Origin of the sequence: Niveispirillum irakense DSM 11586 (assembly GCF_000429645.1) — a bacterium.
GTDB lineage: Bacteria > Pseudomonadota > Alphaproteobacteria > Azospirillales > Azospirillaceae > Niveispirillum > Niveispirillum irakense.
This window is the reverse complement of sequence record NZ_AUCG01000003.1, coordinates 1-13,989: the sequence shown is the minus strand read 5'-3', so window position 1 is coordinate 13,989 and position 13,989 is coordinate 1. Positions and strand designations below refer to the sequence as shown.

15 protein-coding genes, 1 tRNA gene and 2 rRNA genes are annotated in these 13,989 nt (G+C 65.5%); 5 read left to right on the top strand and 13 right to left on the bottom strand.

Translation table 11 applies throughout. From position 1 onward, the window contains the following. Window positions 1-48 precede the first annotated feature (48 nt). On the bottom strand, window positions 49-729 hold the full coding sequence (locus tag G473_RS28850) for a FliH/SctL family protein (RefSeq protein WP_051329763.1): 681 nt from the start codon (window positions 727-729) through the stop codon (window positions 49-51). Between the two features lie 2 nt (window positions 730-731). After that, window positions 732-2,420, bottom strand: coding sequence for a flagellar basal-body MS-ring/collar protein FliF (gene fliF, locus G473_RS0101485; protein WP_029011650.1), 1,689 nt, complete (start codon window positions 2,418-2,420; stop codon window positions 732-734). A 194-nt stretch (window positions 2,421-2,614) separates the two neighbouring features. Between fliF and G473_RS0101480 the strand changes: the two genes are divergently transcribed. The 4 genes from G473_RS0101480 to G473_RS28845 are packed head-to-tail and all read left to right on the top strand — an operon-like array spanning window position 2,615 to window position 5,391. Then, complete coding sequence (locus tag G473_RS0101480; protein ID WP_029011649.1) at window positions 2,615-3,097, top strand: flagellar basal body-associated FliL family protein; 483 nt, start codon at window positions 2,615-2,617, stop codon at window positions 3,095-3,097. A gap of 9 nt (window positions 3,098-3,106) precedes the next feature. Continuing rightward, window positions 3,107-4,150 carry a flagellar motor switch protein FliM gene (fliM, locus tag G473_RS0101475; protein ID WP_029011648.1) on the top strand — a complete coding sequence of 348 codons (1,044 nt, stop codon included), beginning with the start codon at window positions 3,107-3,109 and terminating at the stop codon, window positions 4,148-4,150. Then, window positions 4,131-4,652 (top strand): DUF6468 domain-containing protein, encoded by a 522-nt coding sequence (locus G473_RS0101470; RefSeq protein ID WP_029011647.1) that lies wholly within the window; start codon window positions 4,131-4,133, stop codon window positions 4,650-4,652. The genes fliM and G473_RS0101470 overlap by 20 nt, the downstream gene beginning before the upstream one ends. Then, entirely contained in the window at window positions 4,642-5,391 is a 750-nt protein-coding gene (locus G473_RS28845) for a MotE family protein (protein ID WP_051329761.1), read from the top strand. The genes G473_RS0101470 and G473_RS28845 overlap by 11 nt, the downstream gene beginning before the upstream one ends. 243 nt (window positions 5,392-5,634) lie before the next feature. On the opposite strand, the gene flhB is transcribed toward G473_RS28845, so the two are convergent. The 8 genes from flhB to G473_RS0101425 form a co-directional block, all read right to left on the bottom strand. Continuing rightward, complete coding sequence (gene flhB / locus G473_RS0101460; RefSeq protein ID WP_029011646.1) at window positions 5,635-6,714, bottom strand: flagellar biosynthesis protein FlhB; 1,080 nt, start codon at window positions 6,712-6,714, stop codon at window positions 5,635-5,637. Between the two features lies 1 nt (window position 6,715). Beyond that, complete coding sequence (locus G473_RS0101455; RefSeq protein ID WP_029011645.1) at window positions 6,716-7,480, bottom strand: flagellar biosynthetic protein FliR; 765 nt, start codon at window positions 7,478-7,480, stop codon at window positions 6,716-6,718. 22 nt (window positions 7,481-7,502) lie between these two features. After that, window positions 7,503-9,569, bottom strand: a complete 2,067-nt coding sequence (gene flhA, locus G473_RS0101450) for a flagellar biosynthesis protein FlhA (RefSeq protein WP_029011644.1) — start codon at window positions 9,567-9,569, stop codon at window positions 7,503-7,505. Window positions 9,570-9,670: 101 nt separating this feature from the next. Next, a complete protein-coding gene (locus G473_RS24480) occupies window positions 9,671-10,321 on the bottom strand; it encodes a lysozyme family protein (protein WP_051329760.1) in 651 nt (216 codons plus the stop codon). Beyond that, entirely contained in the window at window positions 10,318-10,590 is a 273-nt protein-coding gene (fliQ, locus tag G473_RS0101440; RefSeq protein ID WP_029011643.1) for a flagellar biosynthesis protein FliQ, read from the bottom strand. The genes G473_RS24480 and fliQ overlap by 4 nt, the downstream gene beginning before the upstream one ends. Window positions 10,591-10,606: 16 nt before the next feature. Further along, on the bottom strand, window positions 10,607-10,924 hold the full coding sequence (gene fliE / locus G473_RS0101435) for a flagellar hook-basal body complex protein FliE (RefSeq protein WP_051329759.1): 318 nt from the start codon (window positions 10,922-10,924) through the stop codon (window positions 10,607-10,609). Between the two features lie 21 nt (window positions 10,925-10,945). Then, window positions 10,946-11,365 carry a flagellar basal body rod protein FlgC gene (gene flgC, locus G473_RS0101430; protein ID WP_029011641.1) on the bottom strand — a complete coding sequence of 140 codons (420 nt, stop codon included), beginning with the start codon at window positions 11,363-11,365 and terminating at the stop codon, window positions 10,946-10,948. A 17-nt stretch (window positions 11,366-11,382) separates the two neighbouring features. Then, window positions 11,383-11,778, bottom strand: a complete 396-nt coding sequence (locus tag G473_RS0101425; RefSeq protein ID WP_029011640.1) for a flagellar basal body protein — start codon at window positions 11,776-11,778, stop codon at window positions 11,383-11,385. A 189-nt stretch (window positions 11,779-11,967) separates the two neighbouring features. Between G473_RS0101425 and fliI the strand changes: the two genes are divergently transcribed. Beyond that, complete coding sequence (gene fliI, locus G473_RS24475) at window positions 11,968-13,365, top strand: flagellar protein export ATPase FliI (protein WP_084437565.1); 1,398 nt, start codon at window positions 11,968-11,970, stop codon at window positions 13,363-13,365. A gap of 114 nt (window positions 13,366-13,479) precedes the next feature. Here fliI and G473_RS0101415 read toward each other — a convergent pair. From G473_RS0101415 to G473_RS0101405, 3 genes are all read right to left on the bottom strand, one after another. Beyond that, window positions 13,480-13,556: transfer RNA gene (locus G473_RS0101415), tRNA-Met, on the bottom strand. Between the two features lie 93 nt (window positions 13,557-13,649). Further along, a 5S ribosomal RNA gene (gene rrf / locus G473_RS0101410) occupies window positions 13,650-13,764 on the bottom strand. A 93-nt stretch (window positions 13,765-13,857) separates the two neighbouring features. Then, a 23S ribosomal RNA gene (locus G473_RS0101405) occupies window positions 13,858-13,989 on the bottom strand; the annotation flags it as partial.

The window sequence follows — 13,989 nt, the reverse complement described above, 5'->3', positions numbered from 1 at the left end:
ACTGGTTCCTCAAAAAAAGGGTTTGTGCGGGAATGGCGGGAGAAAGGGTCAGCGGCTGGCGCGGCTATGCACACCCAGGCGGCTGATGGCGATGGCCACGGCATCGGCCAGGGCGCGTTCAAGGGCGCGGGGGTCATGCTGCGCCCCGCCGGTGCCCCAATCCGCCACAGCAGCGCCCGCGGTCAGGGACGCATCGGCAATCAGGCGCACATCGCCGCGGAAGCCGGCATTGGCCGCCATCGTGTCGATTTCCGCTTGCAGCCGTTCCTGCGTGGCGGGGGAAACGCGGATTTCCAGCAAAGGCCGGCCGATGGCCGCGCGCAGCATGTCCAGGACCAGACTGTCCAGTTCCGCATCGGCCACCGCATCCAGCAGCGGCGGCGCCAACCGGGCCACCAGGGCGCTGACGACACGCACCGTGTCATGCTCCAGCCGCTCCCGGAAGGCGGTGACATCCTCCATCGCCCCTTTCATCGCCGACTCGATGGCGGCCAGGGCCTGGGTGCGCTGGGCATCCAGGGACTGGCGGGCGGCCTGCTGGCCGCGCTCAAACCCGTCGCGCTCCCCCAGTTCCATCCCCTGCTTGAAGGCACGGTCGCGCACCGCCTCCAGGTCTTCTTCCGTAAAGCCGCCGGTCTGGAAGGACGGCTCCGGACGGGGCAAGGGGGCAGGACCGGATTCGTCCAGGGCGTCAGCGGGGAAATGCGTGTCGAACAGAAAAGGGCGCATGGTTACGACGTCCCCTCATAGATCCAGCTGCGCAGCACATTGATGCTGTCTTCGGGATGGGTATCGACCATGGCGATCAGGCGGCGGATGGCAGCGGCACTGACCCCGCCTTCCACGGATCGCAGGTCGATCACTTCTTCATCTTCTTCCGCCTCCCTCTCGCCTGCCGCACCGGGGGCGGCGGCCAGGTCGGTGCCGGGGGCATGGCCAAGCAGGGGGGCCTGGGTGGTGGTGGCATCGGCACCAAGCTGCGCGGCCTCCCCTTCCAGGCCGCCCACACCGGCAGCGGCCAGCGCGGGTGTCGGGGCCAGACCGGGCACAAGGCGGCCCAGCAGCGGTCGCATCGCCACCAGGGCCAGCAGCGTGGCCGCCACCCCGGCAATGATCCAGGGCAGCCAGTCGCGCGTGGCGCTGCCGCCACCGGCCAGCAGGGCCGCTTCCGCCATGGGTGGTTCTTCCAGGAACTGGAGATTTTCCACCGTCACCTGATCGCCGCGCGCCTCGGAAAAGCCGATGGCGGTGCGGACGACATTTTCCACCTGCCGCAATTCCTCTGCCGTGCGCGGCTGGTACTGGCTGGCCGCACCATCGGCACCAGCGCTGTAGACGCCATTGACGACGACGGCCACGGCCAGACGGCGGATATCGCCGGCATCCTGCACCCGTTCCCGCTGGCGGGAGCTGATCTCGTAATTGGTGGTTTCCTCGTCCCGCGCCGTCTCGTTGGTGGAAGCGGCGGCGGTGCCCTGGTTCACATCCTCCAGCGGCAGGTTCTGCTGCACGGTGGTGGGCTGCTCGCCCTGGCTGTCAGAGGAATTTTCCCGTTCCGCCACGCTCTGCACCGAGCGTTCGACCCGGCCATTGGGATCGAAAATCTGCTCCCGCAGGGTTTCGCGGCCCAGGTCGATCTCTGCCGCCACGCGGACGCGGACATTGCCGGGGCCGAATTTCGGCACCAGGATTTCCTCCACGGCGCGGGCCAGACGCTGTTCGGTCGCCGCGCGCAGTTCTTCGGCCCGCAGCAGGGCCATGCCGTCGGCCATCCCGCCATCGGCGGCCAGCACCACGCCATTGCCATCCATCACGGTCACGGCACCGGGCTGCATGCCGGGCACGGCGGCCGCCACCAGATGGCGCACGGCCATGGCCTGCGACCGGTCCAGCCCCGCCGTTGCCGTGCGCACCACCACCGACGCCGCCGGCTTGGTGGAACGCGGCTGGAAGGAGTCGCTGTCCGGCACCGACAGATGGACGCGGGCCGATTTGACCCCGTTCAGCGTCTGGATGGTGCGGGACAATTCCCCTTCCATGGCGCGCAGCCGGTTCACCTTCTGCATGAAGGAGGTGAGGCCCAGGGCGCCCTGGCTGTCGAACAGTTCGTACCCGACGCCGCCGGCGCTGGGCAGGCCCTGCTGGGCCAGTTCCATCCGGATGCGGGCGATACTGTCCGCTGGCACACGGATGGCCCCGCCTTCGCGGCTGACCTCGTGCGTGATGTTCATGGATTGGAGCTGGCCCAGGATGCGGCCGGCTTCGGCATCGTCCAATCCGGCATAGAGCACGCCCATGGTGGGACGCGACACCGTATAGGCGACACCGCCCACCGCTGCCATCACCGCCACCGCGATAGCGCCCATAAGCGCCAGTCGCCGCGGTCCCAACGCCATCAGGTTCTGAAGGAGGTTCGCCACCCTGGCCTCGGCTCTTTAACGTTTCTGGAAACCGGCCCCGGTATGTTCGAACCCGTGACCTGGTTGTCACCTTAGCCGAGGCACTTTTAACGGGCGTAAAAACGGCCGATGGATGCAGAGGCGAAAAAGGGGCAGTCAGTAGAACCAGAGAAAATACTTCGAATTTCCTGGCATATTCTGCGACGGGACCGAGAATGACTGAAAGTACATTTGACCGTCTGGAAAAACGTCTGCCGGCGCCGGGCCAGAAGGATCGTCGTCAGCTTCTGGTGGTGGGCGCCGCCTTGCTGGCCGGTGCCGTGGCTGGTGTCGTGGTCGGGCGGATGAGCGTGGATGCGCCACCCGCGCAGGAGGCATCGCCCCTGTCCGTGAATGCCGCCGAACGCTTCATCGTGCTGCCGGAACTGACCGTTAATCTGCGCCCGACGGCGGCGGTGAAGCTGATGAAGATCGGCGTCACCCTGTCCACCGATGGCGAACACCGCGCCGCCCTGGCGGCGCTGGAGCCGGTTCTGGTGGATGGCATGCAGCAATATCTGCGCACGCTGGACGAGAACGATCTTGAAGGCCGCACGGGGGTGGAAACCCTGCGGGCGGAATTGTTGCGCCGTATCCGGCTGATGGCCGATCCGGTCCCGGTGGAATCGGTGCTGCTGCGCACCCTGATCCTGCAATAGGAGTAGGCGATGAGCGATGCGGAGATGGCGGGCGATGACGAGGCGGCATGGGAAAGCATGCTGGCCGCGGAAGCCGACAAGGTATTGAGCCAGACGGAAATCGACCGTCTGATGCAGTTTGACAATGATGCCAGCGCGCCCCCGCGCAGCGTCATCGACCAGATCGTCAATTCCAGCTTCGTGAATTACGACCGGCTGCCCATGCTGGACGTGATTTTCGACCGGCTGGTGCGGATGATGAGTTCCAGCTTCCGCAACATGACCTCAGGCAATGTGGAAGTGACGGCGGCAACGCCGGCTGCCGTGCGCTTCGGCGACTTTCTGTCCGGCATTCCCCTGCCCTCCCTGATCACCGTGGTGAAGGCGGAGGAATGGGACAGCAGCCTGCTGCTGACCGTGGATAGCGAACTGATCTATTCCATCGTCGATATCCTGCTGGGCGGGCGGCGCAGCGAGCCGGCCCCCATTGATGGCCGCCCCTATACGGTGATTGAGCGCGCGCTGGCCGAGCGGGTGATCAAGATGGTGCTGCGCGATCTGGGCGCCGCCTTTGCGCCACTGGCCGATGTGCATTTCGTGCCGGAGCGGATCGAGACCAATCCGCAATTCGCCACCATCACGCGTGCCAACAATGCCGCCGTCGCCGTCACCTTCAACGCGCAGTTGGACGGGCGCGGCGGCAGCATGAGCCTGCTGATCCCTTATGCGGCGCTGGAACCGGTGCGCGATGTGCTGTTGCAGATGTTCATGGGCGAGAAATTCGGCCGTGACAGCATGTGGGAAAACCACCTGAAGAATGAGCTGCGGCGCACCAATGTGGACCTGTCCGCCGTGCTGGCCCAGGTGCCGGTGAACCTGGCCGATATCCTGAACTGGCAGCCCGGCACGCAGTTGAAGCTGGAGGCGCGCAGCGATGCCCGCCCCACTTTGTGCTGTGGCCATGTGCCGATGTTCGTGGGCGAGATGGGGCAGCGCAACGGCCGTATCGCCATCCGTATCGAGGCCGATCTCGGCGGTCAGGACGAGGTGATCCATGGCCTTCTTCAGCGCTGATTTCTTAAGTCCCCTGTTCAGCCTGACCATGGCGGTGCTGTTCGCCGGCACGCTTTATTATCTGGCCCGCCTGCAAAACCGGGTGTCCGCGATGCGCGGCGCCCAGTCGGAACTGCGCGGCCTGCTGCGTGCCTGTTCCGATTCGGTGGATGGGGCGGAACGGTCGATCACCGCCATGCGCCAGTCGGCCCAGGCCCTGGCCATTGATCTGGGCCGCACGATGGACGAGGCGGAACGGCTGCGGGCGGAAGTAGACCGGACCTGCGCCGCCGCGCGCCAGGCGATGGAGCGGCTGGGACCGATAGCGGCCAGTGTCACTGCCGCCCCGACACCAGAAAGCGCAGCGCCGGCCAAAGCCACCAAGCCCGGCCCGGCCAAGCCGAAACCCTTTGCCGACGCCGCTTTGCTCAAGGGGGCCCCCGTGGGTTCGCCCCAAGCCCCGGCCGGCCCGCATGAACGGGCCGCCATGCGACTGTTCCGGGAGACATTCCGTGGCCTTTGATCCCGCCAAGCTGATGCAGCGCCTGCTGACCCGGCCGCGTCTGTTGCCGACCGCCATCGCCATCTGCGCCATCGCCGTGCCTGTCTATGCATTGGCCGTGGTGAACCGGATGAACGGATCGATCCTGACCGCCGCCGTCCAGGATGGCGGGAATGGCGGTGGGGCGACAGCGACCACACCGCCGCCTGGGCCAAAGCCCCTAGACCCGCCGGGCAAGTTGCCCGCTTATACCGACATGCTGAACACGACACCGCCAGCAACCGGTTGGGATGCCCCGCCCATGGTTTGCGATCCCGGTTTGGCGGAACTGCTGACGGCGGAACGCAAGGCGCTGGCTGCCCGACAGGCAGAACTCGACCTGCGCGCCCAGATGCTGGCCGCGGCGGAAAAGAAAGCCGCAGCCCAGGTGACAAGGCTGGAACAGGCCGCCCGCGATGTCGGCGGCCTGCTCGACCGGCGCGCCAGCATGGCCAAGGCCGACCTTCAGCGGCTGGTCTCCATCTATGAGAATATGAAGCCCAAGGATGCCGCCCGCCTGCTGAACGAGACGGACCCGGAAATCCTGGTTGATCTGCTGGATCTGATGCAGGAACGCCGCTCCGCCCCCATCCTGGCGGAAATGGATGCCCGCAAGGTCAACGCCCTGACCCGCACCCTGGCTGAACGCCGCGTTCTGCCCGCCGACCGTCCCGGCGGCGCCCGCAAGAACCCGCCCCAGACGGCCAGCCTGCCGGAATAAAGGCAGGGAAAGGGACGATCGCTTGAAGCCCCCGCGCAGCCGCGTCGGGGGCTTTTTGGTGTTGGGGTATGGGGGATGAGGCAGGCGCTTTCAGCATCACAGCCTTCGCGTTCCTCTACCGTCACCCCGGCGCAGGCCGGGGTCCAGTTTCGTAGAGCAAAGTGCTTGTGGCCCCTGGACCCCGGCCTGCGCCGGGGTGACGGTCGTGAGAACCATTCCGATCCAGCCTAAAACTCACAAACTTCAAACCACCGTCGTCTTCGCCTTCAGGTTCAGCACATAGCTGATCAGTTCGGCCACGGCCACGTAATGCTCGGGCTGGACCTCTTCCCCGATCTCCACCGCCTTATGCAGCGCGCGGGCCAGGGGTGGGTTCTCCACGATGGGTACCTCATGCTTGGTCGCCGTCTCGCGGATGCGCAGGGCAACCATATCCTGCCCCTTGGCGACACAGACCGGTGCCGGCGCCTTGGACAGGTCATAGCGCAGGGCCACGGCAAAGTGGGTCGGGTTGGTAATGACCACGGTGGCGGTGGGCAATTCGGCGAACATGCGGTTGCGCGCCCGGTCACGGCGCAGTTGCTTCAACCGCGCCTTCACATGCGGATCGCCTTCAGCCTGACGGAACTCGTCCTTGATTTCTTGAAGGCTCATCCGCTGCTGCCGCCGCCAGGACAGGCGCTGCCACAGCACATCCAGGATGGCGATGATGATGCTGACCACCAGCACGGCCAGCAGCAGCTTCACGGTCACATCCACCAGCATGCCCGGCATGGTCGCGGCATCGGACAAGGCCATCGCCTCTGCCTGCCGCACAGCGGGCCCCACCACCAGCACAAAAGCGAAGGTGATGGCCACGACCTTGGCCAGCCCTTTCAGAAACTCCACCAGCGTGCGCAGGGAGAAAAGCCGTTTCAGCCCGGCCAGGGGGGAGATGCGGTTCAGCTTGAACTCGATCCGCTCCCCCGCCACCACGACACTGCCCTGCCCCACCGCGCCCAGCAGGCCGGCCCCGATCAACAGGGCTGCTGCCGGCAACAGCACCAGCCCCACCTGCCCGGCCAGTTGCCCCACCAGGGCGAACGCATCGGACGGGTTCGCCAGCAGGATATCGCCGGGATTTTCCACCAGCGGCAGGAACAGGGCCATCAGGTCCGTCGCCAGCCCCGGCCCCAGCCCACCGGCCAGGATGGCAGCGGCCAACACCAGCAGGGCAGCACCGACATCGCGGCTGGTCGGCAGGTCGCCGCGCTTTCGCGCTTCCTCCAGTTTTCGTTCGGTGGGTTCTTCGGTTTTCTGGCTGTCATCGGGCTGTTCGCTCATGTCACCCGCCGAATCGCGCCAGCCAGCCGCCAAATCCGTCCAGGAAACCGGTCAGGATGGCGGCGATGGTCAGGGAAAGGATGAACAGGCCACCCAGGATGGAAATGGGCAGGCCGATGAAGAAGACGGCGAATTGCGGCATGGCGCGGTTGATCAGCCCCAGACCGACATTATAGACGAAGCCCAGCACGATGAACGGGCCGGCAAACTGCGCCGCCATGCGGAAGGAGGTGGACACCGCCTCCGTCGTGATCTGGGCCAGCATACCCATGGCCGGCAGCGTGGCCGGCGGAAACATGCGATAGCTTTCCACCAGCGCGCCGATGACGGCATGGTGCAGGTCGGTGACGAAGATCAGCACCAGCCCGCCCAGCATCATGTAAGACCCCAGCACCGACCCGCCTTCAAACCCCGTGCCCGGCAGGGCGAAGATGCTGGACAGGCCGGTGGATTGGGAAATCACCTGACCGCTGATCTGCAGGGCGGCGAACAGGATGCGCGCACTGACGCCCAGCACCATGCCGGCGGCAAATTCCGCGAAAATCTGGCGCATCAGGTCCGATATCGTATCCGGGGCGGGCGGCAATCCCGGCACGATGCCGGCAATGGCCAGGGACAGGCCAAAGGCCGCCGCCAGCCTGGTCTGCACCGGCACCGTCATTTCCCCGAAACCGGGCAGCATGGACATGGCCGCGCCCACCCGGATCAGCACCAGCAGCAGGCCGTAAAGCTCCCCCGTCAGCAGCTCGGTCAGGGTCAATGTCATGGGCGGTGACCGGTGGCGGCGATCATATCTGGTCGATCGTGGTCACGGGCGCCTTGCGGTGCAGTTCATTATGGCAGATCACCGGCGTGGACGGGCTGACCCGTTCCAGCAGCGACCGCACGAAGGGCCGCGCCGCCGGGGCCACCAGCACCGCCGGCCAGTAATCGGACGTGGCATGGGTCTGGATGCGGGAGCGGGCGGCCAGCAGGAAATCCTGCACCGTGGAAGGCGGCATCACGAACTGCCGGTCCTCCCCCTGCTCCACAATATTATCCAGGAAGATCTGTTCCCATTCCGGGCTGACGACGATGACGGGGATGGTGCCATCCGTCGTGGTCAGCATCTGACAGATCTGGAGCGCCAGACGGGAGCGGACATGCTCGGTCATCAGCGTGATATTGCGGGTCCAGGCGGCGGCTTCCGAAATCCCTTCCAGGATCAAAGGCAGGTTGCGGATGGAAATCCGCTCCGACAGCAGGGCCTGCAATACACGCTGCACCACGGACAGGCTGACCTGGGACGGGATCAGGTCGGCCACCAGTTTCTGATGCTCGCGGTCCATCTCATCCAGCAGGCGCTTGGTGGCGGCATAGCCCAGCAGCGTGGGCATATGTTCCTTGATCACCTCCGCCAGATGGGTGGTGATCACGCTGTCGGGATCGACAACGGTGAAGCCGCGCAGTTCCGCCTCTTCCGCCAGCGAGGGCTCGATCCAGCGCGCGGGCAGGCCGAATGTGGGTTCCCGCGTATCGGTGCCGGGAATATCGATGCCTTCGCTGCGCGGGTCGATGGCCAGCATCTTGCGCACCTGCACATCGCCCTTGGCCACCACCACACCCTGGATGGAAATCTCGTAACTGTTCATCTGCACCGTGGCGCTGTCACGCAGCCGGACCGACGGCAGCAGAAAGCCGAATTCAGTGGCAAAGCGCTTGCGCAGGCGGCGCACCTTGGCCGACAGGCCGATGGCCGGGTCCAGGATCAGGGAGACGAGGCCGCCACCCAGTTCCACCCGGATATCATCCACCCGCAGCATGTCGGCCACCGGCTCTTCCGCCGTGGGTGCCTTGGCGGCCATCAACTCATCATGGCGCTTCTGCTCCGCCTCCTTGGCGGCTTGGCGGGGCAGATACCAGGCCAGCCCGCCGGCCATGCCGCCCAGGATCAGGAAGGGCAGCACCGGCAGGCCCGGGGTCACCGCCAGCAGCACCAGCAGGCCGGATGCCACCCCCAGCGCCTTGGGATATGCCGCCAACTGGCCCAGCATCGCCTTGTCGATGGAACCCTGATTGCCACCCTTGGACACCAGGATACCGGCAGCCAGACTGACGATCAGGGCCGGGATCTGGGTGACCAGACCATCACCCACGGTCAGGATCGTGTAGGTGCGGGCTGAGTCGCCGAACGCCATGTCATGCTGGGTCACACCGATCAGCAGCCCGCCCAGCACATTGATGGCGGTGATGATCAGACCGGCGACCGCATCGCCGCGCACGAATTTGGAGGCACCATCCATGGCGCCATAAAACTGGCTTTCCTGTTCCAGCTCGCTGCGGCGCTGGCGGGCCGTGCCTTCATCAATCAGGCCGGCGGACAGGTCGGCATCAATCGCCATCTGCTTGCCGGGCATGGCATCCAGGGCAAAACGCGCGCCCACCTCCGCGATACGCCCCGCACCCTTGGTGATGACGATGAAATTCACCACAACCAGGATGGCAAAGACGATCAGCCCGATGATGAAATTGCCGCCCATCACAAAATCGGCAAAGCCCATGATCACATGGCCGGCGGCATCGGTGCCGGTATGGCCCTGGGACAGGATCAATCGGGTGGAGGCGAGGTTGAGCGCCAGCCGCAACATGGTGGCGATCAGCAGGATGGTGGGGAAGCTGGAGAAATCCAGCGGTCGGTTGATCCAGAGCGCCACCATCAGGATCAGCACGCTGACCGCCATGGACATGGCCAAGCCCATATCCAGCATCCAGGGCGGAACCGGCAGGATCAGGATGGTCAGGATCAGCACAAGGCCAAGGGCGAACAAGACGTCGCGATGGCGCAGGCCGGCGGGGATGGCGGTGGCGGCAGACATCGGGCTCTGGTTCTCCGGAACGTATCCGGCCTGACACTACGCAAGCCCGGTAAATCTGGGGTTCAAGACAAGGCGTCTTTGCCCGGCCGATCCCTTTTCATTCAGCCCATCTGCGGCGGCAGGGCCCAGCGTTCCTCTGGCCCCGTGGCCGGGCGGCGCTTGCGCGGCGGCGGGGCATCGGCCAGATCGTTCCGGCGCAGCATGACAAGGCGCAGATTGGCCGCCACCCGGTCGAAATAGGCATTGCCCTTGTCCGGGGTGCGGGAATGGTAATGTTTGACTGATCGCGTCCAGTTGCGCAGATCGCCGTGGAATTCCTTCAGCGTCGTCGCGGCATAGGCGACATTGGCTTCCGGATCAAACGCCGTTTCCAGGTCGGGAAAGGCCTTGGGGTGCCAGTGCAGATTCACCTGCATGCAGCCCACATCAATGGATCGCACGCCCCGCTGGCGCAGGCCGCGCACATGGGCGATGGCAGCTTCCTTATCGGCGAAATAGCGCCCGCGCCCTTCCGCATTCACGGTCCAGGGCCAGACGGTCAGCCGCCCTTCCACCTCCCGCCCCGATTCCGTAACACCAATCGCCATCAGCAGCCGGCCCGGCATCCGCATCTGCTTTTCCGCCATGCGGATGGCGGACAGGCACGCGATGGCATGCGACGCGGGGGAAGGTGACGCGGCCGCCGGCACCGCCGCCGATAGCAACAGGGCCAGCAGGATCAGCGGCAGCAGGATGCGGCCGCCCCCGGTCATGGCGGCACACCGCCGCTGATGATGGTGAGTATCTCTTCCCAATACCGGGCCAGGATATGGAACATGAAGGGCAGCGACAGCACGACCGTGACCAGAATGGCCACGATCTTGGGCACAAAGGACAGGGTGGCTTCCTGCACCTGGGTCAGCGCCTGCAATAAGGAGATGCCCAGCCCCACGACCAGCGCCACGACCAACGGCGGTGTGGCCGCCCAGATGGCAGCCCAGATGCCGCTGCGCAGCAGGTCCAGGACATCAGCCTCCGTCACCGCGCGTCCCTCCCGGTCAGATCGGCATGCGCATGATGTCAAGATAGGCGGTGACCAGCTTGTCCCGCACGGCGACGACGGATTGCACCGTCAGTTCCGCCGAGAGTGTGGCCTGCACCACCTCCTGCGCGCTGGCCTTGCCCTGAAGGCCGGCGGCGGCCACCTGCTCCCCCTGCTTCACATTGGCGATGGCGGATTTGACCGCATTGCCAATGATCTCCGGGAAGGAGCCGCGCGCCGGCGTGGCAGTGATGCCTTCCGCCGGGCCGGCAATGCCGGGCAGCTTGCCGGCGGCATAGGCGTTGGTAACGCCGGAAACGGGAACGACGACCATGGATATATTCCCCTGTCAGGATCAGCCGCGCAGCATGTCGATGGTGCGGCTCAACATGCCGCGGGCCTGCTGCATCACATTCATGTTGGCGTCGTAGGAACGGCCGGCTTCGCGCATGTCCATCGCTTCCACCAGCGTGTTGACGTTGGGCACCTTCACATAGCCATTCTCATCCGCCGCCGGATGGCCCGGATCATGGCGCAGGGTGAAATCGCTGAGATCGCGGCCCACGCGCTTCACCTCCACCGTGTCCGCGCCAAGCGCGCGGTCCATCACGGAGGCGAAGACGACGGTCTTGCGGCGATAGGGGTCACCGCCCGGCGTCTCGGACGTGGAATTGGCATTGGCCATATTCTCCGCCACCACGCGCAGGCGCGCGGTCTGCGCCTTCATGCCCGTGGCGGCGATCCCGAAGGAGGAGGCGAGATTATCAAAGGACATGGCTCAACACTCCCCGATCAGCGGCTGACAAAAGCCTGGCGCATCATGCCGACATGTTTTTGGAACAGGTTGGCCGCCAGGTCGTAGGCACCGCGCACCTCTGCCGTTTTGATCATCTGTTCTTCCAGCACCACGCCATTGCCATCAGGCGCCATTTCATAGGGCGTGACGCGCCGATCCTCGCGGAAGGCGGCAGCGGGGCGGGTGGAGACGAGATGCGCGGCATCGGTACGCGCCTGGGCGACGCCCGCGCCACGCATCGCCTGGGCGAAATCGAACGGCTTCAGGTCATGCGCCTTCACGCCCGGCGTATCGGCATTGGCAATGTTCTCGGCCAGCACCTTGTGGCGTGCCGACAGATATTCCATGCGGCGGCTGGCCAGGTTGAACAGACCGATGGAAGCGAGATCCATTGTGAACTCCTCGATGCGGGGGCTTCCAAAGCGGGTGGCTCCGGGCGGGCCCATGCGGCTCGGGGTCGGATGGTTCCATGGCGGGCTTAAAGCGGCGTTTAAGGACGGGGCGAATGGGGCCGGGCTTTAACCGGCTTTAACCTCATGGTCCCAAGGATGGCGGCATCTCGTGCGTGCAAGGATTGCCCCATGACCATCCTGGCCGGCCTTCTGGCCGATATCCAACAGCTTCCCGGCCCCTTTTTCCACGGGCAGATCGTCACCTGCTCCGGTCTGGCGCTGGAGGCAGAAGGGCTGGAACGCTGGTTGTCCGTTGGCGATGGCTGCCGCGTGCAGGCCCGCGATGGCCGTAGCGTGCCGTGCGAGGTGGTGGGCTTCCGCCAGGGTCGGGCCGTATTGCTGCCGCTGGCCACGCTGGAAGGGGTGGGGCTGGGATCGAAGGTGGAGGCCGGCACCGCCATGGGGCTGGTACGCCCCGATGAAAGCTGGCTGGGCCGGGTGGTCGATGCGTTCGGCAAGCCCATGGATGGCAAGGGCCATATCGGGCGCGGTGATGCCAACCGCCCCTTACGCGCGCCGCCCCCTCCGGCGTTTGAGCGCCGGCGCATGGGGGAGCGGCTGGAAACCGGCATCCGGGTGATCGACGCCTTCACCCCGCTCTGCCGGGGCCAGCGCCTGGGCATCTTCGCCGGCTCCGGTGTCGGCAAATCCACCCTGCTGGCCATGCTGGCCCGGTCCAGTGCCGCTGATGTCAATGTCATCGGCCTGATCGGGGAACGCGGGCGCGAGGTGCAGGAATTCATCCAGGATGATCTGGGACCGGAAGGGCTGGCCCGATCCATCGTCATCGTCGCCACGGGGGACGAGCCGGCGCTGGCCCGCCGGCAGGCAGCCTATCTGACCATGGCGGTGGCGGAATATTTCCGCGATGCCGGGCGTGATGTGCTGTGCCTGATGGACAGCGTCACCCGCTTTGCCATGGCCCAGCGGGAGATCGGCCTGTCAGCGGGGGAGCCGCCCACGACCAAGGGCTATCCGCCCAGCGTGTTTGCCGAACTGCCGCGCCTGCTGGAACGGGCCGGGCCGGGAGCGGAGGGCACGGGCGACATTACGGGCGTCTTCACCGTGCTTGTGGATGGTGGCGACCATGACGAGCCGGTGGCCGATGCCGTGCGCGGCATTCTGGACGGCCATATCGTCATGGATCGTAAAATCGCCGAACGGGGCCGCTATCCCGCCATCGACGTGCTGAAAAGCGTGTCCCGCGCCCTGCCCGCCTGCCATACGGAGGCGGAGAACACCACCACCAGCAGCGCCCGCGCCCTGCTGTCCCGGTACGAGGCGATGGAGGAGATGATCCGCCTGGGCGCCTATCGCGCCGGCAGCGACATGGAGGTCGATCGGGCCATCAAGGCCAACCCGTCGCTTCAGGAATTCCTGCGTCAGCGCAAGGGGGAGAGTACCGCCCCGGCCCAGAGTTTCGCCGTGCTGGACGCGATCCTGGCCGATGTCGCCGCCACCGACACGCCCCCGCCGCCAGAACCGGAACCACGCAAGGCTGCCGCTCCGCGAAGCAAGCGGGGGTAGAATTGAGAGGTTCTGACGGAACATTCGGGTTTGGGTGTTCCGTCACTGTCTGCTGTATCGGTATGGCGCAGATAGCAAAAAGCCGCTGCCCTCTTACGAGTTCAGCGGCTTTTATGGATGCGGGGACAGGATTTGAACCTGTGACCTTCAGGTTATGAGCCTGACGAGCTACCGGGCTGCTCCACCCCGCGTCAGAGGGGGTTGGTGCCCCCAAACGGTAACGCCCCTTGGCGATGTGCCGAGGGGCGTTTTGTTCTGGTATCGTGATTACCTGTTACGAGCGGACCTGGCGGCGACCTACTCTCCCGTGCCTTAAGACAAAGTACCATTGGCGCAGAGGGGTTTCACGGCCGAGTTCGGGATGGGATCGGGTGGGGGGCCCTCGCTATGACCACCAGGTCGGCGCGTAACAGGGATTGGTTTTGTGAAGTGTGCGGGTTGATGCTTGTGTATGCGTGTTCGTGTGGGTTTGCCGCTGCGCATGAGCGGTGAGGGATCAAGCCGAACGAGCGATTAGTAAGGCTAAGCTTCACACATTGCTGTGCTTCCACATGCCTCCTATCGACGTGGTGGTCTACCACGGCTCTTCAGGGAATGCTTGTTTAGAGGTGGGTTTCCCGCTTA

Excerpts from the sequence above, each read along its gene's own strand:
- G473_RS28850 (WP_051329763.1), bottom strand. The coding sequence starts at position 729 with ATGCGCCCTTTTCTGTTCGACACGCATTTCCCCGCTGACGCCCTGGAC.
- G473_RS0101480 (WP_029011649.1), top strand. The coding sequence starts at position 2,615 with ATGACTGAAAGTACATTTGACCGTCTGGAAAAACGTCTGCCGGCGCCG.
- fliM (WP_029011648.1), top strand. The coding sequence starts at position 3,107 with ATGAGCGATGCGGAGATGGCGGGCGATGACGAGGCGGCATGGGAAAGC.
- G473_RS0101470 (WP_029011647.1), top strand. The coding sequence starts at position 4,131 with ATGGCCTTCTTCAGCGCTGATTTCTTAAGTCCCCTGTTCAGCCTGACC.
- flhB (WP_029011646.1), bottom strand. The coding sequence starts at position 6,714 with ATGAGCGAACAGCCCGATGACAGCCAGAAAACCGAAGAACCCACCGAA.
- G473_RS0101455 (WP_029011645.1), bottom strand. The coding sequence starts at position 7,480 with ATGACATTGACCCTGACCGAGCTGCTGACGGGGGAGCTTTACGGCCTG.
- flhA (WP_029011644.1), bottom strand. The coding sequence starts at position 9,569 with ATGTCTGCCGCCACCGCCATCCCCGCCGGCCTGCGCCATCGCGACGTC.
- G473_RS24480 (WP_051329760.1), bottom strand. The coding sequence starts at position 10,321 with ATGACCGGGGGCGGCCGCATCCTGCTGCCGCTGATCCTGCTGGCCCTG.
- fliE (WP_051329759.1), bottom strand. The coding sequence starts at position 10,924 with ATGGTCGTCGTTCCCGTTTCCGGCGTTACCAACGCCTATGCCGCCGGC.
- flgC (WP_029011641.1), bottom strand. The coding sequence starts at position 11,365 with ATGTCCTTTGATAATCTCGCCTCCTCCTTCGGGATCGCCGCCACGGGC.
- G473_RS0101425 (WP_029011640.1), bottom strand. The coding sequence starts at position 11,778 with ATGGATCTCGCTTCCATCGGTCTGTTCAACCTGGCCAGCCGCCGCATG.
- fliI (WP_084437565.1), top strand. The coding sequence starts at position 11,968 with ATGACCATCCTGGCCGGCCTTCTGGCCGATATCCAACAGCTTCCCGGC.